At 52.9% G+C, this 20727-nt stretch carries 21 protein-coding genes and 1 tRNA gene; 13 read left to right on the top strand and 9 right to left on the bottom strand.

What is annotated here, in order from left to right; genetic code table 11:
* Positions 1 to 21 precede the first annotated feature (21 nt).
* The 3 genes from ACEPPP_RS11285 to ACEPPP_RS11295 all read right to left on the bottom strand — a co-directional run bounded on the left by ACEPPP_RS11285 (position 22) and on the right by ACEPPP_RS11295 (position 1858).
* Positions 22 to 942 (bottom strand): AEC family transporter, encoded by a 921-nt coding sequence (locus ACEPPP_RS11285; protein ID WP_374086739.1) that lies wholly within the window; start codon positions 940 to 942, stop codon positions 22 to 24.
* A gap of 171 nt (positions 943 to 1113) precedes the next feature.
* On the bottom strand, positions 1114 to 1314 hold the full coding sequence (locus ACEPPP_RS11290) for a cold-shock protein (RefSeq protein ID WP_024299298.1): 201 nt from the start codon (positions 1312 to 1314) through the stop codon (positions 1114 to 1116).
* A gap of 190 nt (positions 1315 to 1504) precedes the next feature.
* Entirely contained in the window at positions 1505 to 1858 is a 354-nt protein-coding gene (locus ACEPPP_RS11295) for an FUN14 domain-containing protein (RefSeq protein WP_374086741.1), read from the bottom strand.
* A gap of 133 nt (positions 1859 to 1991) precedes the next feature.
* Between ACEPPP_RS11295 and ACEPPP_RS11300 the strand changes: the two genes are divergently transcribed.
* Positions 1992 to 2360, top strand: coding sequence for a cupin domain-containing protein (locus ACEPPP_RS11300; protein WP_374086743.1), 369 nt, complete (start codon positions 1992 to 1994; stop codon positions 2358 to 2360).
* 41 nt (positions 2361 to 2401) lie between these two features.
* On the opposite strand, the gene ACEPPP_RS11305 is transcribed toward ACEPPP_RS11300, so the two are convergent.
* Complete coding sequence (locus ACEPPP_RS11305; protein WP_374086745.1) at positions 2402 to 3166, bottom strand: inositol monophosphatase; 765 nt, start codon at positions 3164 to 3166, stop codon at positions 2402 to 2404.
* 143 nt (positions 3167 to 3309) lie between these two features.
* On the opposite strand from ACEPPP_RS11305, the gene ACEPPP_RS11310 reads away from it, so the two are divergent.
* On the top strand, positions 3310 to 4401 hold the full coding sequence (locus ACEPPP_RS11310) for a PA0069 family radical SAM protein (protein WP_374086747.1): 1092 nt from the start codon (positions 3310 to 3312) through the stop codon (positions 4399 to 4401).
* A 6-nt stretch (positions 4402 to 4407) separates the two neighbouring features.
* Here the strand turns inward: ACEPPP_RS11310 and ACEPPP_RS11315 are convergent, their stop codons facing one another.
* A complete protein-coding gene (locus ACEPPP_RS11315; RefSeq protein WP_374086748.1) occupies positions 4408 to 5064 on the bottom strand; it encodes a glutathione S-transferase family protein in 657 nt (218 codons plus the stop codon).
* Between the two features lie 109 nt (positions 5065 to 5173).
* On the opposite strand from ACEPPP_RS11315, the gene ACEPPP_RS11320 reads away from it, so the two are divergent.
* Entirely contained in the window at positions 5174 to 5749 is a 576-nt protein-coding gene (locus ACEPPP_RS11320; protein WP_374086750.1) for a TetR/AcrR family transcriptional regulator, read from the top strand.
* 122 nt (positions 5750 to 5871) lie between these two features.
* On the opposite strand, the gene ACEPPP_RS11325 is transcribed toward ACEPPP_RS11320, so the two are convergent.
* On the bottom strand, positions 5872 to 7227 hold the full coding sequence (locus tag ACEPPP_RS11325; RefSeq protein WP_374086751.1) for an ATP-binding protein: 1356 nt from the start codon (positions 7225 to 7227) through the stop codon (positions 5872 to 5874).
* Between the two features lie 236 nt (positions 7228 to 7463).
* Here ACEPPP_RS11325 and ACEPPP_RS11330 point away from each other — a divergent pair, with 236 nt between their 5' ends.
* The 10 genes from ACEPPP_RS11330 (at position 7464) to ACEPPP_RS11375 (ending at position 16437) form a co-directional block, all read left to right on the top strand.
* Positions 7464 to 9521 (top strand): TonB-dependent receptor, encoded by a 2058-nt coding sequence (locus ACEPPP_RS11330; RefSeq protein ID WP_374086752.1) that lies wholly within the window; start codon positions 7464 to 7466, stop codon positions 9519 to 9521.
* Positions 9522 to 9585: 64 nt separating this feature from the next.
* The gene (gene hisC / locus ACEPPP_RS11335) at positions 9586 to 10680 is read left to right on the top strand and encodes a histidinol-phosphate transaminase (protein ID WP_374086754.1); all 1095 of its coding nucleotides are present in this window, start codon (positions 9586 to 9588) and stop codon (positions 10678 to 10680) included.
* A 189-nt stretch (positions 10681 to 10869) separates the two neighbouring features.
* Entirely contained in the window at positions 10870 to 11469 is a 600-nt protein-coding gene (gene petA, locus ACEPPP_RS11340; protein ID WP_374086757.1) for a ubiquinol-cytochrome c reductase iron-sulfur subunit, read from the top strand.
* Positions 11466 to 12884: a cytochrome bc complex cytochrome b subunit gene (locus ACEPPP_RS11345; RefSeq protein WP_374086758.1), complete on the top strand. Its 1419-nt coding sequence runs from the start codon at positions 11466 to 11468 to the stop codon at positions 12882 to 12884. Before petA ends, ACEPPP_RS11345 begins: the two co-directional genes overlap by 4 nt.
* A gap of 1 nt (position 12885) precedes the next feature.
* Complete coding sequence (locus ACEPPP_RS11350) at positions 12886 to 13611, top strand: cytochrome c1 (RefSeq protein WP_374086760.1); 726 nt, start codon at positions 12886 to 12888, stop codon at positions 13609 to 13611.
* A gap of 190 nt (positions 13612 to 13801) precedes the next feature.
* Positions 13802 to 14377 (top strand): glutathione S-transferase N-terminal domain-containing protein, encoded by a 576-nt coding sequence (locus tag ACEPPP_RS11355; RefSeq protein WP_374086762.1) that lies wholly within the window; start codon positions 13802 to 13804, stop codon positions 14375 to 14377.
* Positions 14374 to 14763, top strand: coding sequence for a ClpXP protease specificity-enhancing factor (locus ACEPPP_RS11360; RefSeq protein WP_374086764.1), 390 nt, complete (start codon positions 14374 to 14376; stop codon positions 14761 to 14763). The genes ACEPPP_RS11355 and ACEPPP_RS11360 overlap by 4 nt, the downstream gene beginning before the upstream one ends.
* A 93-nt stretch (positions 14764 to 14856) precedes the next feature.
* A tRNA-Lys gene (locus ACEPPP_RS11365) sits at positions 14857 to 14932 on the top strand.
* Between the two features lie 170 nt (positions 14933 to 15102).
* A complete protein-coding gene (locus ACEPPP_RS11370) occupies positions 15103 to 15885 on the top strand; it encodes a hypothetical protein (protein WP_374086765.1) in 783 nt (260 codons plus the stop codon).
* A 195-nt stretch (positions 15886 to 16080) separates the two neighbouring features.
* Positions 16081 to 16437 (top strand): HPF/RaiA family ribosome-associated protein, encoded by a 357-nt coding sequence (locus tag ACEPPP_RS11375; RefSeq protein ID WP_374086767.1) that lies wholly within the window; start codon positions 16081 to 16083, stop codon positions 16435 to 16437.
* Between the two features lie 634 nt (positions 16438 to 17071).
* Here the strand turns inward: ACEPPP_RS11375 and ACEPPP_RS11380 are convergent.
* From ACEPPP_RS11380 to ACEPPP_RS11390, 3 genes are all read right to left on the bottom strand, one after another.
* The gene (locus tag ACEPPP_RS11380) at positions 17072 to 18565 is read right to left on the bottom strand and encodes a restriction endonuclease (RefSeq protein WP_374086769.1); all 1494 of its coding nucleotides are present in this window, start codon (positions 18563 to 18565) and stop codon (positions 17072 to 17074) included.
* A 688-nt stretch (positions 18566 to 19253) separates the two neighbouring features.
* Entirely contained in the window at positions 19254 to 20459 is a 1206-nt protein-coding gene (locus tag ACEPPP_RS11385) for an AAA family ATPase (protein ID WP_374086771.1), read from the bottom strand.
* Entirely contained in the window at positions 20456 to 20686 is a 231-nt protein-coding gene (locus tag ACEPPP_RS11390) for a helix-turn-helix transcriptional regulator (RefSeq protein ID WP_374086773.1), read from the bottom strand. The genes ACEPPP_RS11385 and ACEPPP_RS11390 overlap by 4 nt, the downstream gene beginning before the upstream one ends.
* Positions 20687 to 20727: the final 41 nt, after the last annotated feature.

A 20727-nucleotide genomic window follows, 5' to 3' on the forward strand; every position in this document is an offset into this window, starting at 1 on the left:
TGGGTCCCTAGCAATGAAAAATCAGCCGGCCGCGATCCGATACCAGAACGGCAGCGTGGCGAGGCTCAACAATGTGGTCACGGTCACCGCCATCGCATAGAGCGAACTGTCGAGTTGGTAGCGGTCGCAAAACACGATGCCGAGCACCATGCACGGCATCGCCATTTCGAGCACCAGGGCGTCCTGATGCGCCTGGTCGAGCGTCAGGTACTGGCTGAACCAGAGCGCGAACCAGGGCATCAGCGCCATCTTGATCAGGATCACCGGCGTCACATAGGGCAGATTGCGCAGCGTGACCGCCCGCCAGTTCAGCGCCATGCCGAGGGAGATCAGCATCAACGGCACGACGCCGGCGGCCAATTTTTGCAGCACCGAGGCCAGCCACTCGGGCGCGGGGACACGGTAAAGATTCAGTGCCACCGCCAGCATGGCCGCGAGGAAAGGCGGCGCGACCAGAAACGACCAGAAGCGCTCCCGGCCCTGATCGCCGTCTTGGCCGTAATGCCGGGCCGCGGCAAGGCCGACCGTCAGCACCGCGGGCGCGGTCGCGAACAGATCGATCTGAATCGCGACCGACCTGGCCCAATGGCCGAAGGTTTGTTCGAGCACCGGAAGACCCAGATAGGTCACGTTCGGAAAGCTGGTCGCGAGCAGCACCGCGCCCATCTGTTGCGGCTTGAAGCGCAAAAGGCGCCCGGCGAGCCAGATGCAGGCCATCGCGAAGGACAGGCAGGCCGCGCCGAACAGCGTATATTGCAGCGAATGGACGCCGACATCGGCCTGCCAGAGCACATCCAGCACTAACGCCGGCAGCAGCAGATAATAGACCACGGTGGTCAGCACGCTCCGCGTCTGTTCCGCGGACAAGCCGCCCGGACGCCAATAACGCCATGCCACGCCACAGGCGATCATCGCGAACATTTGCCACAAAGTTGAAATCATGAGGTCCCTGATGGATTAACGCGGCGCCATTTTAGCATTGGGCTCGCGGAGAAGCATTTTAGCCGCGGAAAATGCGGCAGCGGGATCGATACGGAAGCGGCCTGAGGCGGCCTGCGAAAGGGAGGCATGGCGGATTGCAGGTCTTGCCGGCCTGCAATCCGCCCAGAGAAATCAGATAGGGGTGACTTCTTCAGCTTGTGGACCTTTTTGGCCTTGGGTAATGTTGAATTTTACCTTTTGGCCTTCGTCCAGAGACTTGTAGCCTGAGCCGACGATATTGCGGAAGTGTACGAATACGTCCGGGCCTGATTCTTGTTGAATGAAGCCAAAGCCTTTTTCTGAGTTAAACCATTTTACGGTACCAGTTGCCATTGTATGTGTCCTATAAATAAAAATGAAAATTTGCTGTAAAGAGCGGGTAGAGCTGGGGGAATAACGCGAATCACTTATGATAAACAGGACAAGCAATAGACAAGGAACTGCGTAGAGATAAGCAACGGTAAATCACTCAGACTCGGCACATCATAATGGAGGGTTGATCTCGCTGTCAACTGCTCAGCCTTCAACCTAGCTTAAATCCGAGCGAAATTCCGGCGACCACACTAACGCCTCGGGTGGTGACGGCAGACAGCCGATCGACCAGAAAATTGCCCGAGCTTTTGGCGGCCTGCGTCGCCGCATCCGCGACATGCTCCAGTTGCGCGCCATTGATCGTAATGATGCCGTAATATTCGCCAATCAACATCAGCACGACCAAACCGCCGCCGACGAACAGCGCGGTTTTCAGCATCTTCTTCGCAAAATAACCGACGGCCATGCCGATCACGAAGGGGGCGCCGACGTTGCCGAGCAAAAACGGCGCGCTGAAAATATCGTTAAGGGAAGTGGAGGGAATATCGATCGCTTGTTGGGTCATGTAAAAATCAGGTTGGATTGAATAGCCCGGCAGGAAAATGATTCTGAAAATGCAGCTTTCGAAGGCCTTCCGTGCCGCAGGCAAAAGGCATAGTATATAGGAATGCTTCAACACTTTTAACCGGCGTTAACAAATGGCGAAGAATACCGCAACGTATTGGAATGTTTTGGCTCCAGGCAGCGCGCCGCGATGGGAGGCGGTCGAAGGCACCCAGGGCTTGGTCGAGCAGCTGACTCTGGCGATCGATCCGGAGTCGAGTGATTATACCCGTTTGACCCGCTTCAAGCCGGGCGCCGATACGGCGGCGTTCGGCGCGAAAAGCCATACCTACCCCGAAGAAATTTTGATCATCAGGGGGCGGCTTTATGACAAGGCTTTCGAGCGCTGGCTCGAGACGGGAGACTATGCCAGCCGCCCGCCCGGCGAGCTGCACGGGCCTTTTCACACCGATGTCGAGTGCATCGTGCTCGAAATCTCCTACCCGAGCCAGGCCATCGCTTGAGCGAGACCTGCCGGACGCTTAAAACCTGGCAGGTCTTGGACTTACATCAGCGGCAAAATCTGCGCGAAAATCTTGCCGTTGGTCGCCAGGATTTGCTTCGGAAACAGTCCCGGATTGCCCTTGAAGTCGGTCAGCGTGCCGCCGGCTTCCTGCACGATCAACGCGCCGGCGGCGACATCGTACAGGTTCAGCTCCTGCTCCCAGAACGCATCGACCTGGCCTTCCGCAACGAAGCACAGATCGAGCGCGGCGGAGCAGAAGCGGCGCTGGCCGGTCGTGCGCTGGGCGATACGGCAGAAGCGTTCGAGGTTGTTGTCGGCAAGATAGTTGCGGAGGCAAGCGAAGCCGGTCGCGATCATCGCGTCGCCGAGTTCGGTTTCGTCCGAGACCGCAATGCGCTCGCCATTCTTGAACGCGCCCTGGCCTTTTTCGGCGGTATAGAGATCGTTGAACACCGGCGCGTACACCGCGGCGAGCACGATGTCGCCGTCGACTTCGAGCGCGATGCTGACCGACCAGCCATATTGCCCCTTCTTAAACGAATGTGTGCCGTCGATCGGATCGACGATCCAGCGGCTCGCTTGATCGGCGCTTTGCCCGCTTTCCTCGCCCCAGAAACCGTATTCGGGGTATTCGCGGGTCAGGGTTTCCTTCAAAAACGCCTCGATCGCGACATCGGCTTCGGTCACGAAATCGCGCGCGGCCTTCTTGTTCACCGCCATGTTCTTGCGGTCGTTAAAAAACTTCATGCCGATGGCGCCCGCATCGCGGATCACTTTTTCAAGCGCGGCTTGGGTTACTCTCATTCAGGCAGCCTCGATGACAACAGGATTGGACATAACACGGCAAACTCCCATGCAAAGCGTTATTATATCAGTCCGGCACGGGCGCTTTGCCGAAAAAGCCCGGCGCTATCTGTTGTATCGGTTGATTTCGCTGAGTTGAGTTGATGAATGATAACGGCGACCCAAATTCGCTCCCGCCGCAAGCCCGCAAGGGCCGCGGCGCCTTGAGCAATCGCAGCGGGCGCTTCGAGGCCGAAACGCGCGAAGCGTTCGACGACGGCTGGGGCAGTCTCGATGAATTGCCGGAGCGCGTGCCGACCACCTTGAGTATCGATACGGCCAAGACCGTGATCAGTTATAACCAGTCGCCGGACGTGCCGTTCGACCGCTCGATCAACCCGTATCGGGGCTGCGAACACGGCTGCGCTTATTGCTTCGCGCGCCCGAGCCATGCCTATCTGGGGCTGTCGCCGGGGCTCGACTTCGAAACCCGGCTGTTCTACAAGCCCGATGCACCTGAATTGCTGCGCGAGGAACTTCGCGCCCGCCGCTACCGCCCCGCGCCGATCGCGCTGGGCATCAATACCGATGCCTACCAGCCGGTCGAACGCAGGCTCGGCCTGACCCGGCGGATTCTTGACGTGTTGCAGGAAACCCGGCATCCGGTCTCGATCGTGACCAAGTCCGCGCTGATCGAGCGCGATCTCGATATCCTGCAGGCCATGGCCGCAGAGGGCTTGGCGCAGGTCGCGGTCTCGGTCACCACCTTGAAAGCCGAACTGGCGCGCCGGCTGGAACCGCGCGCGGCGGCGCCGAGGCGGCGGTTGCAAGTGGTCGAGCGGCTGGCGGCGGCCGGCATTCCGGTGTCGGTGCTGGTTGCGCCGTTGATTCCGATGCTGAACGACGAGGAGCTCGAAAAAATATTGGCCGCGAGCCGCGAAGCGGGCGCGGTCGATGCGGGGTATGTGCTGCTGCGCCTGCCGCGGGAACTCCACGAGCTGTTTGCAGAATGGCTGCGCAGGCATGAACCGTTAAAGGCCGAGCGCGTGCTGCTGCGGATATTCGAGGCGCGCGGCGGCAAGGCCTACGATTCGACTTTTGGCGCGCGCATGACAGGCACCGGAGCCTACGCCGACCTGCTCGGCCAACGCTTTAAGCTGGCTTATAAACGGCAGGCATTTCCCGGTGCGCCCGATTTTAATCTGAGCCTGTTCCGGCCGCCGCCGGCGGGCGGCCAGATGGACCTGTTCTGGTGAGTCGTCCTATTTTTTTTGCGCGAAAAAGGCCTGGACCGCCGCATCCCGGCCTTCCGCGACCTGCTTCACGCTCGGCCGGCTTTCGAGCCGTTTGAAATAATCCGCCACGCCCGGCACATGGGCCGCGACCAGATCCTCGCCATAAATTTTTTGCGTCGCCAGCGCAATCAAGCCCAGATGCAACCAGGCGACGATGTCGGCCGCGCTGAAGTTTGCGCCGATCGCGTAGGAGGTAAAGTTCGACAGACGCGTCAGGCCTTGCAGGCCGGCTTCGACTTTTTTTCTGACCTCGTCCTTGGTTTCGGCCGACACCGGCACGCCGAACAACATTTCCGGATAAAGCCTGCGGGCGATCAGTTCGATGTTCAACTCCAGATGCTGGATGAATTCCCGGCATTTGGCGCGTTCGAAGGCGTCGGCCGGATACAGGGGATGTTCGGGATAGGCGTCTTCCAGATATTCGAGAATCGCCTGCGATTCGGACAGGTAACCGCCCTGTTCGGTCTTGATGAAAGGAATCTTGCCCAGCGGCGAGCGCTTCAACACCGCCGCATCCTGGGACGGCGCCAGCATCTCTTCGGTGAAAGGAACGCCTTTTTCGAGCAGGGCCAGTTTGGTCTTGTTGTAATAGTTGCTGAGTGCAAAGCCGTATAAGGTAATCATGTTTCGATCTCCGGGTTGATGACTGCATTGAAGTAGACTGACCGGTCAGTCGTTTGCAATAATACAGACCGGTCGGTATAGTTGCAAATTATTTTGTAATGCTTGAGCCATGACTAGCACTCTCAAAGAACGCATCCTAGAGGCGGCGTCCGATCTGTTTTACCGCCAGGGCATCCGGGCGACCGGCATCGATGCGATCGTGAAGGCGGCGGGCACCACCAAGATGAGCCTGTATCACTATTTCCCTTCCAAACACGACTTGGTGCTGGCGCATTTGCAAAAAAGCGCCGAGATGATGCGCGAGCGGATCATGACCGGCATCGCGGAGCGCGCATCCCTGCCGAAAGACCGCTTGCTCGCCGTCTTCGATGTTTTTGGGGAGTTGTTGATGCGAGACAGCTTTCGCGGCTGTCCGTTCATCAATGCCGCGACCGAAGCGTCCGCCGAAGAAGAAGCCTTCAAACAAGCCTCCGCCGATTTTTATGCGCAATTCCGCCAGAGCCTCGTCGAACTGGCGACGGCGGCCGAGGCGCGGCAACCCGACTTGCTGGGCCGGCAATTGAGCCTGCTGCTTTCCGGCGCGATCATCGCCGAACAGATGCAGCGCGATTCGGGGGCAATCACGGCGGCGCGCCAGGCGGCCGAAATTCTGGTCGGCCAGGCCTGTGCCGCTTCGGCGCCTTGAGGGTTGCCGAAGATCCTGTCCGGGGAATGCTTTGCTGTAAAATGTAACTTACTATGGGCGCTAGAGTCAATCGCGCTTTCTGGAAGAGGTCGTGAGCGAATAGCCGGACATGCCGGCGAAACCTACGGCAAATACACGCTCCAGCTCATTCCGCCCAGCGCCTTGCTCGGTAAGCCTTCCAGCTTGCCGCCCAATAGCTCGAGCAGGTCGTTCACGACCGCCATGCCGATGCCGTGCCCGTGAATGTTCTCGTCGGCGCGGACGCCGCGTTTCAATATTTCGCTGAGCTTTTGCTGCGGAATGCCGGGGCCGTCGTCCTCGATCAACAGGTGCACGGCATAATTGCGGCGGTTTTTACGCGGGTTCAGCGCAACATTGACCCTGACCGTTGTGCGGCACCATTTGCTGGCATTGTCGAGCAGATTGCCGATGATTTCGTAGAGGTCGCCTTCCTCGTAATACACCGGGCTCGACTCCGGCATGTTCAGGTCGAAAACGATCCCCTTGTCTCTATGCACCTTGGCCAGCGAGGCGACCGTTTTGCGGATGATCTCGGTCACGTCGGAGGTGCCGACGGTCTTGGTCTCGCCCTTCGCGGCCGCGCGTTGCAGCTGGTACTCGATGATCTTGTCCATGTGGGTCAGTTGTTCGATCACGGCGTCCTGATTGCCTTGAAAGGACTGCGCGCAGCCGTGCAGGATCGCCAGCGGCGTCTTCAGGCTGTGCGCCAGATCGGCCAGCGTATTGCGGTAGCGCTCCAGATGCGCGCGCTCGCTGTTGATGAAGGCGTTCAGATTGCTCGCGAGTCCCTGCAGTTCGGTCGCATAGTAATGGTCCAGGCGCAGACGCTTGCCCTTTTCGATCGCCTCCAGATCCCTGACGATCCGGCGCAGCGGCTTCAAGCTCCAGCGCAGCAGCGAAAACTGGATCAAGAGCAGCACCACGCCGATCACCAGCAGCCAGGCTCGCAAGGTCACGGTAAAGCGCTTCACCTGCTGGGCGACAAAATCGCCGTCTTCGACCACGGTAAACATATATTCGCGCTCGATGCCGGCTACATTCTGCCAAATGACCCGGTAATGAAACGCATAGCGGTTGCGTTTTTCCAGGGTGAACGCCGATTCGCCCGGCGCTATCTCGGGGAAGGGCGGCGGGTCGAGGCCGATCGCGGAAGGCGAGCTCCAGACCAGTTTTTTATTGATTTGCTGAATGAAGCCGTAGAGGCCCGAGCCCGGATTGGTGAAACGCGGGTCGTTCAGGTTCGGCGAAACCGATAATTCGCCGTTATCCTTCAGTTCCGCGGAAGACAACAGCGAATACACCTGAATCCGCAAGCGTTCCTTCAAGGCCTCCTCGGCGCTTTCGCGAAAGCCCTGCTCGAGCACCAGGGCGACCAGCGCGAAAAAGGCCGCCAACACCAGGCCTTCGGAGGTCAGCAATCTAAAGCTTAAGGATTTGGTGCGCGTCGCGTTCTTCATCGGTTGTCGTCGGTGTTGTTGGTCGCAATGAAAGTCACGGATTTTCCTGGCTTGCGCTGCGGAACCCGCCAGGAATCGGCCTGTCACATTCATTCCATGAAGCCGTCTATTCTAATCAAAACCGCCCTGTCGCGCTTACTCCTGATCAGGCAAGCAGGCAAAAGAGTCGGTTTCTCGGGCTCGCCGGCCTTTTGTCTGTGTTATAATATAACATTGCATTTCATTAAAATTCCGCCATGCAGATCAATCAAATTGCTGTTTATCCGTCTGTTATCGCCTGTTTGTTGGGCGCGGCCCTGCCGATCGCCACGCTGCACGCGGAAGAGCCGGAAGGCATGCTGGAGGAAGTCGTCGTCACCGCGCCTTCGGGAGAGACGCAGGCGAGCCCTGTCCAGCCGGCCAAGGTGTTGAGCGATGAGGAATTGCGGATGAAAATCGGCCACAGCATCGGCGAGACGCTGAAAGATGAATTGGGCATAAGCAGCCAGTCGTTCGGACCCGGCGTCGGCACCCCGGTGATCCGGGGGCAGGCGGGCCCCAGGGTACGGGTGTTGAGCAACGGCATCGGCAGCAACGATGCGTCGGCATTCAGTCCGGACCACGCGGCCAGCGTCGAGCCGCTGCTGGCCGAAAGCATCGAAGTGCTGCGGGGGCCCGCCACCCTGATGTACGGCAGCGGCGTGATCGGCGGCGTGGTCAACGTGATCGACAACCGGATTCCGGGGCGAATGCCGGACAAGCCGATCGGCGGCGCGCTCGAACAGCGCTTCGATTCGACCAGCGACGAAACCAGCACCGCGCTGAAGATCGACGGCGGCCAGGACCATCTAGCCTACCATCTGGACGGTTTCTACCGTCACCGCGACGATCTCTCCATAGGCGGCAGCGCGATCGATACGGCCAAGGCCTCGATCACCGATCCCTCTTTAGAGATCGTCGATAATCCGGACGGGCATTTGAACAATACCGGCGCGGAGGCGATCAGCGGTTCGGCCGGCCTGTCCTGGATAGGCGAGCCGGGTTTCGCGGGCGCTTCGATCAATCATCTCGAAAACAATTACGGCATCGCCCCGGACGGCACCGGCGAGGAAAACGTGCGCATCGCCTTGCGGCAGGAGAAGTATGACTTCAAGAGCGAACTGGTCGATCCGTTCCGCTTCGCGAAAAGCCTGCGCGCCCGCCTGGGCTATACCGACTATCAACACACCGAAATCGCGAACGGCGAGCCCGGCGCGTTTTTCACCAATCAATCCTACGAAAGCCGGCTCGAAATGGACCATCAGGATCTCGGCCCGTTGCGCGGCACGGTCGGCTTTCAGGCCCAGGCCAGCGATTTCAACGCGATCGAAAAACTGACCAGCGCGCCGATCGTGCCGCATTCGTTGACCAACAGCTACAGCGTGTTCGCGGTCGAGGCGTTCGACGTGGGCCCGGTGACCTATCAGTTCGGCACCCGCATCGACCAAACCGACATTCGGCCGGACGGCATGCGGGGATTCGCCTACACCCCGGTCAGCGCGTCGGCCTCCGCCAACTGGAAAATCGACGGCAAAAACAGCCTGAACCTCGCGCTGACCCGTTCGGCGCGGGCGCCGCAAGTACAGGAGCTTCTAGTCAACGGCTTTCATGATGCGACCCGCAGCTTCGAGCGTGGCAACCTGGCCTTGCAGGAAGAAACCTCCTACAACCTCGACCTCGGCTACCGCTTCAAGTCGGAATGGCTGCGCGCCGAGTTCGATCTATTTCACAACTGGGCCGGCAACTACATCTATCAGCAACGCAGCGGCGAATTCGTCGATGAAGACGGCAATCCCTGCACCATCGACTGCAAGCCGGTCCTGGTCAGTAGCCAGCAGGACGCGATCTTCAAAGGCTATGAAGCGAAGCTGATTTTCCCGGTGATGGAGAACCGGCATGGCCTATTGGATTTGACCTTGTTCAGCGACTATACGCGCGGCGAATTCGCGAACGGCGGCGACGTGCCGCGCATGCCGCCGTTGCGTTACGGCCTACAATTCGATTATCTGCAGAACAAACTGTCGAGCTACCTGCGTTTCACCCGCGCAGACGATCAGCCGCATGCCGGCGATTTCGAAACCTCCACCGCCGGTTATTTTTTGCTGAACGTCGGCGTCAACTATCAACTGCGAGCCTACAAGGATGCCGAACTGATGCTGTTTGCGAAGGGCAACAACCTGCTCGATCAAAACATCCGCAATTCGACCTCGTATCTCAGGAACTTTGCGCCGGAAGCCGGAATAGGCGCGGAGATCGGCTTCAGGCTGAGTTATTGAAGACATCGGACGAGGAATCTGGGACAATGTCGGGGCAATCTCATTCGTAGTAATACCGACCCCAATGACAAATAATAATGACCTGATCGCCCGCGTCTTCCGCCAGGAAGTGCTGGCGATGTCCGCCTACCATGTTGCCGATGCCGAGGGCTTGATCAAGCTGGATGCGATGGAAAATCCGTACGAATGGCCCGAAGACATCAAGACGCGCTGGCTCGAAAGCCTGCGCGCCTGCCCGCTGAACCGCTATCCCGATCCCGGCGCGCGCCGCCTCGCCTCGGTGATCAGAGAGATGAACGCTCAGGATCAGGACGCCGCGCTGCTGCTCGGCAACGGCTCCGATGAAATCATCCAGTTGCTGCTGATGGCGCTGCCGCAAGGCTCCTCGGTGTTGTCGCCGGAGCCGGGCTTCGTGATGTACAGGCAGCTCAGCCACTGCCTGGGCTTGAATTACATCGGCGTGCCTTTACGGGCGGAGGATTTTGCGCTCGACATGCCGGCGATGCAGGCGGCGATCGAGCAGCACCGGCCGAAGCTGATCTTTCTGGCTTACCCGAACAATCCGACCGGCAACCTGTTCGACCAGGACGCGATCGACAAGATCATCGCTCAAGCTCCCGGTCTGGTCGTGATCGACGAAGCCTATGAGCCGTTCGCGGACGCGAGTTATCTGGGCAGGCTCGGCCGCCATCCGAATCTCCTGGTGATGCGGACCGTGTCCAAGCTGGGGCTGGCAGGGCTCCGCCTCGGCTATCTGTGCGGCAGCCCCGAACTGATCGGGCAACTGGACAAAATCCGCCTGCCCTACAATATCAATGTGCTGACCCAGGCCAGTGCCGAATTCGCCTTGAACCACAAGGCGCTGTTCGACCAGCAGACCCGGTTGATCCGGGCCGAACGCGCGCGCGTCTTCGCCGAATTGAATGCGCTGGCCGGCATTACCGCCTATCCGAGCGCGGCCAACTTCATCCTGTTCAGAACGCCGCCGGGCCGTGCGAACGCGCTATTTGCCTCCCTCAAACAGCAGGGCGTGCTGATCAAGAATTTGAGCCCTCAGGGCGGCATTTTGGCCGATTGCCTGCGCGTCACGATCGGCAAGCCCGATGAAAACGCCGCGTTTCTTTCCGCATTGAAGCAAAGCCTTAGCTCCAACCCCTGAAGGTGCTGGGTGGCCGGCGGCAAACCGGCGTCGCAGGCCGCCCCGCTTTTCGATTTGACTCGTCGCCGCCTTTTTTGTCATCTCCCGGTAAACAAATCTATTAAGCACTTCAAATCGACTAGGTTCTAGTGGTATATTGCGCCGATAACGCGTTAATTACGACACAGACCTGAACAGGAGAGTTAGATAATGAATAACCAAGGCGTCGATAAGTCAAAACGCCAGTTTTTAACCTCGGCATTGACCGTAGTGGGGGCGGTCGGTGCGGGTTATTTAGCTGTACCTTTTCTCGCGCAGATGCAGCCCAGCGTGAAGGCGATGGCTGCCGGCGCGCCGGTCGAGGTTGACATCAGTAAAATAGAGCCGGGTCAATTGATCCGCGTCGCTTGGCGCGGCAAGCCGGTGTGGATTTTGATGCGGACGCCGGAGGTGCTGGCGACGCTCAAAACGCTCGATAACGAGCTGCGCGACCCGATGTCCGAGGAGTCGATTCAACCCGATTACAGCAAAAATCTCTACCGCTCGATCAAGCCCGAAATTTTTGTCGCGATCGGCATCTGCACTCATCTGGGCTGCTCGCCCACCTTCAGGCCCGAACTCGCTCCTGCCGATCTCGGCGACAAATGGAAAGGCGGTTTCTTCTGTCCGTGCCACGGTTCCTGGTTTGATTTGGCCGGCCGCGTCTATCGCGGCGTACCCGCGCCGACCAATCTCGAGATTCCTCCCTACCGTTACGTGACCGAAAACCAACTGATCATCGGCGAAACCAGCCAAGGGGCAAGCGCATGAAACCTTCACGTCTGACACAGTGTGGCGATTGGGTTCTCGATCGCTTTCCGCTTTCCAAGTTATGGAATGAACACATGGCGCATTACTATGCGCCGAAAAATTTCAACTTCTGGTATTTTTTCGGGTCGCTGGCGCTTCTGGTGCTGGTCAACCAGATCCTGACCGGCATTTTGTTGACGATGAACTACAAGCCGGACGCGAAGCTCGCATTCGATTCGGTCGAATACATCATGCGCGAGGTCAACTGGGGCTGGCTGATCCGCTACATGCACTCGACCGGCGCTTCCGCGTTTTTCATCGTAGTCTATCTGCACATGTTCCGCGGCCTGATGTACGGCTCGTTCAAGCATCCGCGCGAGCTGATCTGGATCTTCGGCATGTGCATCTTCGTCGCCTTGATGGCAGAAGCGTTCATGGGCTACCTGTTGCCTTGGGGGCAGATGTCCTACTGGGGCGCGCAGGTGATCATCTCGTTGTTCAGCGCGATTCCGGTGATCGGCGACGATTTGTCGCTGTGGATTCGCGGCGACTATGTGATCTCCGACGCGACCTTGAACCGCTTCTTCGCCTTCCATGTGATCGCGGTGCCTTTGGTGCTGGTGATGCTGGTGTTCCTGCACATCGTCGCGCTGCACGAAGTCGGCTCGAACAATCCCGACGGCGTCGAGATCAAGAAACAGAAGGACGCGAATGGCATCCCGCTCGACGGCATTCCGTTCCACCCTTACTACACGGTCAAGGACATCGTCGGCGTCGCAGTATTCCTGATATTTTTCTCGGTCGTGATCTTTTACATGCCGGAAATGCGCGGTTTCTTCCTGGAGCACGCGAACTTCATTCCGGCCGACCCGATGAAGACGCCGGAGCATATCGCGCCGGTCTGGTACTTCACGCCGTTCTATTCGGTCCTGCGCGCGATTCCGGATAAATTCGCCGGTGTTATCGGCATGGGCGGCGCGATCGTCGTGCTGTTTTTCCTGCCTTGGCTCGACCGCGGCCTGGTCAAATCGGTGCGTTACCGCGGCGGTATCTATAAGAAGGCGTTGTTCCTGTTCGTGGTCAGCTTCCTGGTCCTCGGCTATCTGGGCACGCAGCCTCCAACCCCGGTCTCTACCATCATGGCCAGGGTCTGCACCGCGATCTATTTCGGCTTCTTCCTGTTGATGCCGATTTATACGCGTTGGGAGAAACTGAAGCCGGTGCCGACGCGGGTTACCGAGCAGCCTACCCTGGAAGATCGTCTGCGCGACGCGAAGAAAATTTACGATGAGGTCACCGTCGTGTTGCCGGCCACGCCTGAGCAGGTGCCATCGCTGCTGAGCAAATGCACCTTTCTCAGAAGAAGACCGAACCCCGAAGGCATCCGCAAGGCCGCCAAGCGTTTTGCCAAAACCCTCAAAACGAGCCTCGATTGATATGAAAAGAATAATAACAACATTACTGCTGTTTTGTGCGCTGTCGGTGAACGGATACGCGTCGGAGGGGGTCGAACTGCAATCGGCCGACATCGATTTGTCCAATAAGGAATCTTTGCAGCGGGGCGCTAAAAACTTTGTCACCTACTGCCTCGGTTGCCATTCGATCAAATACATGCGCTACAAACGACTGGCGCAGGATTTGCAAATGGATGAGAAGAAGCTTCTGGTCCAGATAGCGCCGCAAAATGCCGGTATTTACGATCAGATGTTCACCGCAATGAACCGCCATGACTCGGAGAAATGGTTCGGACTCCAGCCCCCCGACCTGTCGGTGATTGCCCGTTCACGCGGCAAGGATTGGCTGTACAGCTATTTGAAAGGCTTCTATGTCGATCATGGCGCCCCGTTGGGAGTGAATAATACGGTCTTTCCCGATGTCGGCATGCCGAATGTGCTTTGGCAGTTGCAAGGACAACAGGAAGCGGTCGTGAAGATGGTCGATGGCAAGCAGGTCGTCGAAGGTCTGACGCTGGTCAAGCCCGGCACTCTGTCCGAAAAAGAGTTTGACGATCTGGTGACCGATCTTGTAAATTTCCTGGTCTATGTCGGGGAGCCGATGCAACTCGAAAGAATCAGTCTCGGCAAGTATGTATTGCTTTTCCTGTTCCTGTTCCTGGGCATCGCTTACCAGCTCAAAAAGGAATACTGGAAGGACGTGCATTAAGCGATCGGCTCTGTGTAGAGCCGTTTACATAACGTGGGCGATTCGGTTTGCGGATCGCCCAAATCTGTTTGTCTGAATGTTATAATGCCTCGTTTCAGCGTTTTGCACGTTCTAAAGAGGTTGTTAATTAGTGACCAATTTATTTAACAATAAATCTGTGATGACTCTATTCTCTTCTCCCACATGCGCAATGAGCCATTCCGTTCGCTTTGTATTGCACGAGAAAGCGATCGTCGCAGACATCGAATATTATGATCCGAGCAATCCGCCCGAGGATTTGCTCGAACTGAATCCGACCGGCATCTCGCCGACCCTGGTCGAGCGCGATCTGGTGCTTTATGACTCCCGGATCATCATGGAATATCTGGACGAGCGTTTTCCGCATCCGCCTTTGCATCAGATGGACCCGGTTTCGCGCGCGAATGCGCGGATGCTGATCAAGCGGATCGATCAGGACTGGTATCAATTACTCGATGAAATTTTGTTCTCCGGCGAGAAAAAGTCCGCCCGCGCGAAGAAAATGCTGAAGGAGAGCCTGCTGTCGTCCGCGCCGATTTTCGCGGCCCGGCCGTTTTTCATGAGCGACGAATTTTCGCTGATCGACTGCGCGCTGGCGCCGTTATTGTGGCGATTGCCGATGCTGGGCATCGATGTCTCGACGCCGAACGAAGCGATTACCCAATACGCCGAGCGCATCTTCAGACGGCCTGCCTTCAAGCGCAGCCTGAGCGACGCCGAAAAAGACATGGCGCAACTGCCGAAATGACCTCGCTGAAGCCTTATTTGATCCGTTCGGTTTACGAGTGGATCACCGATAACGACATGACGCCGTATCTTCTGGTCAATGCCGAACATCCCGGCGCGCTCGTGCCGCGCGAATTTGTCGAGGACGGCAAGATCGTTTTGAACCTGCGGCCGGCGGCGGTTGAGGCGTTGTCGCTCGGCAATCAGGAGATCGAATTCAATGCCCGTTTCGGCGGCGTCGCCCGGCATATTTTTGTGCCGGTCCGCGCGGTTCTCGCGCTTTACGCGAGAGAAAACGGCAAGGGCATGGTCTTCGATCCGGAGGAAGAAAGCACGGACGACACGCCGCCTGAAACGCCGGATACCAAGCCGCCGGCAGGCCGGCCGCAGTTGAAGGTCGTCAAATAAGGCGCGGACGAACGATTAATGTTTCGGGCTTGGAATTTCGCAAAAAATCCGTTATAATTTCGCTTCTATTTCTCCAGATCATATTATCTGTATGGGGGGTTAGCTCAGTTGGTAGAGCAGTGGACTCTTAATCCATAGGTCCAGGGTTCGAGTCCCTGACCCCCCACCATTCATTCCTGGCATGGCAGTTCAGATTGCCTGCCGTCGTTTTCTCCGCATTGCCTTAGATTGATTGAGGCGGATTTCCTAAAATTTGCAAAGGCATGCTTCAAATAGCGTCGGGATTCGTTCTTGCGCTCAGTGTCGCCCATTTTTAAATGCATTAGAGTCATTCTTGTCATGAATCTATCTCACTCCCGGCAAATTTTTCGCATCGCGTTGGCCCTGTTGCTGACTCTCTCGTTGACCGGCTGTATTTACTGGTGGCGCGCCTATCAGACCTATGTGCAAATGAGCGAATTCGATCGCTATTTCAAGGTCGTGGCCGCCGACGATTTCACCTTGCATTTCAAAGAACCGATCATGTACAGCGATGATTTTGTCTCGCTGGCCAAGCTGCATGCCAGCGAGGAAAAGGCGACGCCGAGCGGCAAGCGCTGGCGCTACTGGTTTCGCAAGGTCGATAAAAAAGGCAAGCTGGTCGAGCCGAAGATCGAGTTCTATTCCGATTTGAACTTCAACAAGCAAGACCGGATCACCGACTGGTCATTTTCATCCCTCTTTCTCGAAATCGCCCCGCCGAAATTCCTCGAGGTTTCCTTGCGTTCGATAGGCGGCGCGGATATCAATGAAGAAAAAATGCAGTTGAAGGCCGATACCTCGCGCATCGGCAAGATTACGGCGGAACTGCCGCGCAAGGATAAGATCGTCGAGAAGCTGGGCGAGCCCTTGCGCATCGACAAGGACAAGGATCAGGAGGTTTATGTGTATCATTTCAAGCTGGCTACGCACGGTATCGAAGAAGGCTATGAAGACCGCGAACTGACGGAAATCAACCTCAGCTTCGACGATAAAACACAGGAGCTGACCCGGATGTCTGGCCGCTTTGCGGGGCTCAAGATCTCGATCAACTACGGGAATCTGGTCAAGAGGGTGCCCGAGCCAGCCCGGGCGGCAAATTAGCGGGCGGTTGTAGGTATTTGTACTGATTGTGCCGGGGTGCGACATAATAAACAATGGTAAAAGGCATCGGCAAAGATTTACAATACAATAAAGCTTATCGGTTCGCGCGCAGGCAGACGGGTTCTTGTCGCGGCGCATTTGGGTGAAGCAAGGGCCGAGGCTTTATTTCGCAATAATCAGGAGAGGTAAATCATCATGCAAATTCCGTTACAGATCATTTTTCGAGGTATTGAGCCGTCAGAAGCGGTTGAGGCGAGAATTCGAGAAAAAGTCGCCAAGCTCGAAAGGTTTCACTCGCACATGATGAGTTGCAGGGTCGCGGTGGAGGCTGGGCATCACCATCATCATCAAGGCAATCTGTATCATATTCGCATCGACATCACCACGCCGGGCAAAGAAATCGTGATCAGCCGTGAGCGTCATGATAATCAGGCCCACGAAGACGTGTATGTCGCCATCCGCGACGCGTTCAACGCCGCCGCAAGACAGCTCGAGGATTATGTGCGCGTGCAGCGCGGCGAGGTGAAAACCCACTCGGCGCCGGAGGAATGAGCTGCGAATTGCAGTCTTAGTGCCGGCAATCAAAAGAAGGCTTGAGTCGATGGCTTGAGTGCAGGAGGGAGGGTAAAATCCTCCCTCTGGTTGGATTCCGGCATAAAAAAACCCGCTAAGACGTTAAACCTAGCGGGTTTTTGGAGTTCTTTGCACGGCTCTGAACCATAATCTGGTACGAGGGTCGGAATCGAATAACTAGAAAAATCAAGCATTACAGCTTGTATTTTTAAAAGCTACTGTAAAAGTTACTGCACTTCTTTATTGCAGCCTCAAGATTCTGGCTGTAATCGCAAAAATTTCATCCTTCCTGCTTTTTCATCCGCAATGGTTGCGGTTGCTAATTGACACAAAAAATCGATGTTACCCGGCCCCAACATCTAAAACCAAAAAAACTATGATTGGTTTACTTTTGTGACTAGACCAATATCAGTTAAGCCTTTATAGGTTAGTCGTTGCTTAGATAGAAAGGTACTTCTAAAAGGTTGTAAGTGTGCGTAAACTTACAAGGCGCTACAGTTAAATATACCATTTTCTTTGTGCGGGGTTTAATTTAGAAAATAAATAGTAAGCGCTTAACAGTAAGTGATAATGTGTTTAGGGTAGTATGGGGGAAGGCTTTTTTGTGTAAATGTTAGATATTAAATATTTTTGAAAATGATAAATCACCGGCTAGAAAGCTTACTAGGCAATCACCATTCCATAGCTCAATATCATGTGATTCAGCTAATTTAATTGCGCTATTCAAAAAAGAATTGTTTGTAATTACTATGCCCATGTCACCAGCATAGTAGCCGATTGCTCCTATAGTTTCTTGAACGGCTTTAAGATTAACTTTTGACTTAAATCTCTTACATTGAACTATTACCTTGGTTCCTTCGGTATTTTCTACAATCAAATCAGCGCCAAAATCACCTGTTTTAGGCGTAGATTTTACTTGAAAGCCCATTAAGGAAAATTTATCCATAAGCAGATTTTCAAATTCTGTGCCGGATAATTCATCGATCTTAGAAAAATCAAGGGAAAAAATAAATTTCAGTTTTTCTCTTTGCTCAAGACGTTTAATATCGGCCTGTATAATAGGAATGGAAGGGTGATAAGGTTCTTTTTCAATTAATTTTGTAATTAACTTGAGCCCGCTTTCTAAATTGCCTTGTTTGATTGCGTTGCTGGCTAATAAACTAAGTCTGTTAGAATTAATAAAGACTCTTTCATCAATAGTATATAGCATCAAAGCATGATCTATTGCTCCCATGTCGATCAATAGATCGCCTATAAAATAAAAAACCTCAAAATCTAATTTCTTATTAAAATCTAAATCATTGATTTCATTATCCTCATAATAGATGTCGCGAAATAAATCACAATAGAGATTTTGCAATAAATCAAAATTAATTAAAAAATAAATTATTTCTATTAAAGCTGCGGTATAACTTTTTTCCTTTTTTCTTTGATCAATCAAGTTTCCTATGTTTGTAGTTGCCCTATATATGTTTATATGATAATCTTTTATTATCCATTCTGGAATGTCGGTTTTTTTGCTAAATTTTATTTCAGATAGGTTGTTGTGCAGACTATAAAGTTCTTTTTGTTTGGCATTGGAAGTAATTGCGTTAAACTTTACATAATTAGTAATATTTTTTGCAGCAACAAACCATTGTATTAGATGCTTAGAGCTATGTTGAATATAATTTTGAGACATTGTTTGATTGTCTGTTGTCCCTTTTAAAGAAGCTCGTACTGTTTCTGGGAGCAAGTCAAAACATAAATCTATCAATTGTCCTATTTTTATTAATTCCTCCTGTGCTTCAATTGTTTTGGCTTCAGCATATTCTAATGCCTCTTTCTCCCTTTCTAGTGCCTCTTTTTCCCTGGCTATAGTTTCAGATTTCTTCCTTTCTAGTGCCTCTTTTTCCCTCTCCTTTAATGCGCTTACTGTCATTGCCCGTTGTTCTGGTCTGAGTCGTTGACGGAATAGCTTTGAAAGATGTTTCCGCATTTGTTGATTAAGTTCATCATGAGCTGCACAGGAAAATCCAGCCTTATTTAAATCCTCTAAAACTTGCTTCAATGGAATTTCAGAAATCTTTGCATATTGCTGCACTGTTTGTTCTTTTGTTTTTGTCATATATTTAAATACTAAATTAATATAAGCATCCTTATTTAAACATATGGGTGTTATGAATAAGGAGGTGGGTCAAGTTGTTTGAGTTGTAAATATAAGTTTATTTTTATTTTTTACCAAAATATATTTGTTATAGGGAAGATAATATTTATTTTCTATATCAAATCTTTTTTTAAAAAAGTATATTTAACTATGGCGTTATGCGAGTTTACGTATGCAAGCTACCTCACAGAAGTGCCTTTCTCGACATATCATTTAAGCGAAATTAACTATCACTCTAAACGTATCATCAATGCTTAAAAAACAGATGTTAAATGGTAGGAAAATGGGAATAATGCCATGAAATAGCCTTCAATGGCAAAAAAAAGTAAAAACAGCCGCTTTTTGCTAGCCAAGATTGTAGATATATCGTAAAAATATCATAGTTTTAGGGTGGCGATGTCTTGTTTTTTTTTAGGATGTTATTAGGGCAAACCATCCTTTGAGTCTTTTAAAGAAGGTGTAACGAGTGTGTAAGCGCCTAACAACAATTCAACTGTCATTTAGGTTCTGTAGCCAAACGATAGCTGGCTCGTTAAAACTAAATAATGCAGACTTGTTGTAATGCGCTTACCAGTGAACAGGTTACGAACGTCATGAACACTTCTAAAGAAGTGTGTTCATGTTCGTTCGCCTAAACCCGAACATTTGTTCACTTTTGTTCGTTTCCGTTCGGTTTTTTTGGCATGGGGCTCCATGATTTTTTAATTAGCCAAACATAGCCCTCACATTCAGCTATGAGGCCTACATCCAAGAACTTCTTGTAGGATCTGGTGAAAGCCATTCTTGCAGCAGCTGTAGATTTGCCATCTGATTCAAAAGTTTTATACGTATTTTCTCGCCATTCCTCAATAGAAACGATTCTTTGGCCTTTTACTATCAAAGAACCAGATTCTTTGAATCGTTCTTGAATTTCATCTGTTGCCTCTACCCCATGCGCTTTACTAATTTCAATCAACAGTGCTTTAATTTTTTCATCTTGAATGGTTAACTTCACCTTTTTGCTTGAATTTGTAGCCTTTCCTTGAAATTCTAGGTAAACACTGGTCATAGGCTCGTCGTCATCTTCTTCATCATCGATCCAACTCAATTCAATAGGGTTTAGCTTAAACTCTAACTTATCTAATGGTTCAAAGTCTTTAGCTTTATGGCATTCTAAAGTAATTAGATCATTTTTATTAGTTGCCGAAAATTCTGCATCCATTGCTGCTCTGATTGAGCTGCTCCCTCGACTTCTCTCTTTATTGCCATGTCCGCTATGATGAATAATTAAAACTGCTGCGCCCAATGGTTTTAAAAATGTATCAAGATGGTTGATAAACTTTCCGATGTCTTTAGAACTGTTCTCGTCTCCATCCATATTTCTGTGCAAAGTATCAATTATGACAAGACCAGGGGAAGAACACTTTTTTTTGATTTCCTCAGCAACTAATTCTGCATTTTTTCCATTGAGGAATTGCGCAGGTTGTTGGCTAATAAACAATCTGTAAGAAGACTTAGTCGTATATTTCTGTTCCAATGCCTTTAGTCTTCGTTGAATTCCTGAAAAGCCTTCTCCAGCAATAATTACAACATCGGTCTGCTTTGTCCTGTTGTCGTACCAATTAAGCCCCGCAGTAATACAAAAGGCCCAATCTAAGGCGAATAACGATTTTCCCGCACCGGGCTCTCCAAATAACAAATTTAAACTACCTTGTTCTATGAAATTTTCCAATATCCATTCAATTGAAGTGGGTTTATTGGTCATTTCTGATGCCGGTACTAGTGAAAATAATTTTCCTCCTGCTTTATCTTGTTCTCCAGTGTTTTCGATTCTAACTTGTTTATTTTTGGTATTGGTAGTTGAATCTATACTCATTTTTGGCCGCCCATTTCGATAATCAAGGCTTTAATATCTTCTACGCGCCAAGCCGTAGTTCTTGCTCCAAGTTTAATGGGTTTTGGATACTTTCCAGTCTTTACACCGTTTAAGAACGTAGTGCGGCTTATGGGAATTAGAGCTGGTGTGTTGGTTTTTTTGTTGCCTACAATGTGCCAGATTCGCAAGAATCCGGTTTCTGGTAGTGTTGCGGATTTTATAGCCATGCTTAGCTCCTTATTGATTGATAAGGCTCCTCATTCTAAGC

The sequence above is a fragment of the Methylomicrobium lacus genome, assembly GCF_041897535.1.
GTDB lineage: Bacteria > Pseudomonadota > Gammaproteobacteria > Methylococcales > Methylomonadaceae > Methylomicrobium > Methylomicrobium lacus_A.

Coding starts and splice junctions, on each gene's coding strand:
- ACEPPP_RS11285 (WP_374086739.1), bottom strand. CDS start 942: ATGATTTCAACTTTGTGGCAAATGTTCGCGATGATCGCCTGTGGCGTG.
- ACEPPP_RS11290 (WP_024299298.1), bottom strand. CDS start 1,314: ATGGCAACTGGTACCGTAAAATGGTTTAACTCAGAAAAAGGCTTTGGC.
- ACEPPP_RS11295 (WP_374086741.1), bottom strand. CDS start 1,858: ATGACCCAACAAGCGATCGATATTCCCTCCACTTCCCTTAACGATATT.
- ACEPPP_RS11300 (WP_374086743.1), top strand. CDS start 1,992: ATGGCGAAGAATACCGCAACGTATTGGAATGTTTTGGCTCCAGGCAGC.
- ACEPPP_RS11305 (WP_374086745.1), bottom strand. CDS start 3,166: ATGAGAGTAACCCAAGCCGCGCTTGAAAAAGTGATCCGCGATGCGGGC.
- ACEPPP_RS11310 (WP_374086747.1), top strand. CDS start 3,310: ATGAATGATAACGGCGACCCAAATTCGCTCCCGCCGCAAGCCCGCAAG.
- ACEPPP_RS11315 (WP_374086748.1), bottom strand. CDS start 5,064: ATGATTACCTTATACGGCTTTGCACTCAGCAACTATTACAACAAGACC.
- ACEPPP_RS11320 (WP_374086750.1), top strand. CDS start 5,174: ATGACTAGCACTCTCAAAGAACGCATCCTAGAGGCGGCGTCCGATCTG.
- ACEPPP_RS11325 (WP_374086751.1), bottom strand. CDS start 7,227: ATGAAGAACGCGACGCGCACCAAATCCTTAAGCTTTAGATTGCTGACC.
- ACEPPP_RS11330 (WP_374086752.1), top strand. CDS start 7,464: ATGCAGATCAATCAAATTGCTGTTTATCCGTCTGTTATCGCCTGTTTG.
- hisC (WP_374086754.1), top strand. CDS start 9,586: ATGACAAATAATAATGACCTGATCGCCCGCGTCTTCCGCCAGGAAGTG.
- petA (WP_374086757.1), top strand. CDS start 10,870: ATGAATAACCAAGGCGTCGATAAGTCAAAACGCCAGTTTTTAACCTCG.
- ACEPPP_RS11345 (WP_374086758.1), top strand. CDS start 11,466: ATGAAACCTTCACGTCTGACACAGTGTGGCGATTGGGTTCTCGATCGC.
- ACEPPP_RS11350 (WP_374086760.1), top strand. CDS start 12,886: ATGAAAAGAATAATAACAACATTACTGCTGTTTTGTGCGCTGTCGGTG.
- ACEPPP_RS11355 (WP_374086762.1), top strand. CDS start 13,802: ATGAGCCATTCCGTTCGCTTTGTATTGCACGAGAAAGCGATCGTCGCA.
- ACEPPP_RS11360 (WP_374086764.1), top strand. CDS start 14,374: ATGACCTCGCTGAAGCCTTATTTGATCCGTTCGGTTTACGAGTGGATC.
- ACEPPP_RS11370 (WP_374086765.1), top strand. CDS start 15,103: ATGAATCTATCTCACTCCCGGCAAATTTTTCGCATCGCGTTGGCCCTG.
- ACEPPP_RS11375 (WP_374086767.1), top strand. CDS start 16,081: ATGCAAATTCCGTTACAGATCATTTTTCGAGGTATTGAGCCGTCAGAA.
- ACEPPP_RS11380 (WP_374086769.1), bottom strand. CDS start 18,565: ATGACAAAAACAAAAGAACAAACAGTGCAGCAATATGCAAAGATTTCT.
- ACEPPP_RS11385 (WP_374086771.1), bottom strand. CDS start 20,459: ATGAGTATAGATTCAACTACCAATACCAAAAATAAACAAGTTAGAATC.
- ACEPPP_RS11390 (WP_374086773.1), bottom strand. CDS start 20,686: ATGGCTATAAAATCCGCAACACTACCAGAAACCGGATTCTTGCGAATC.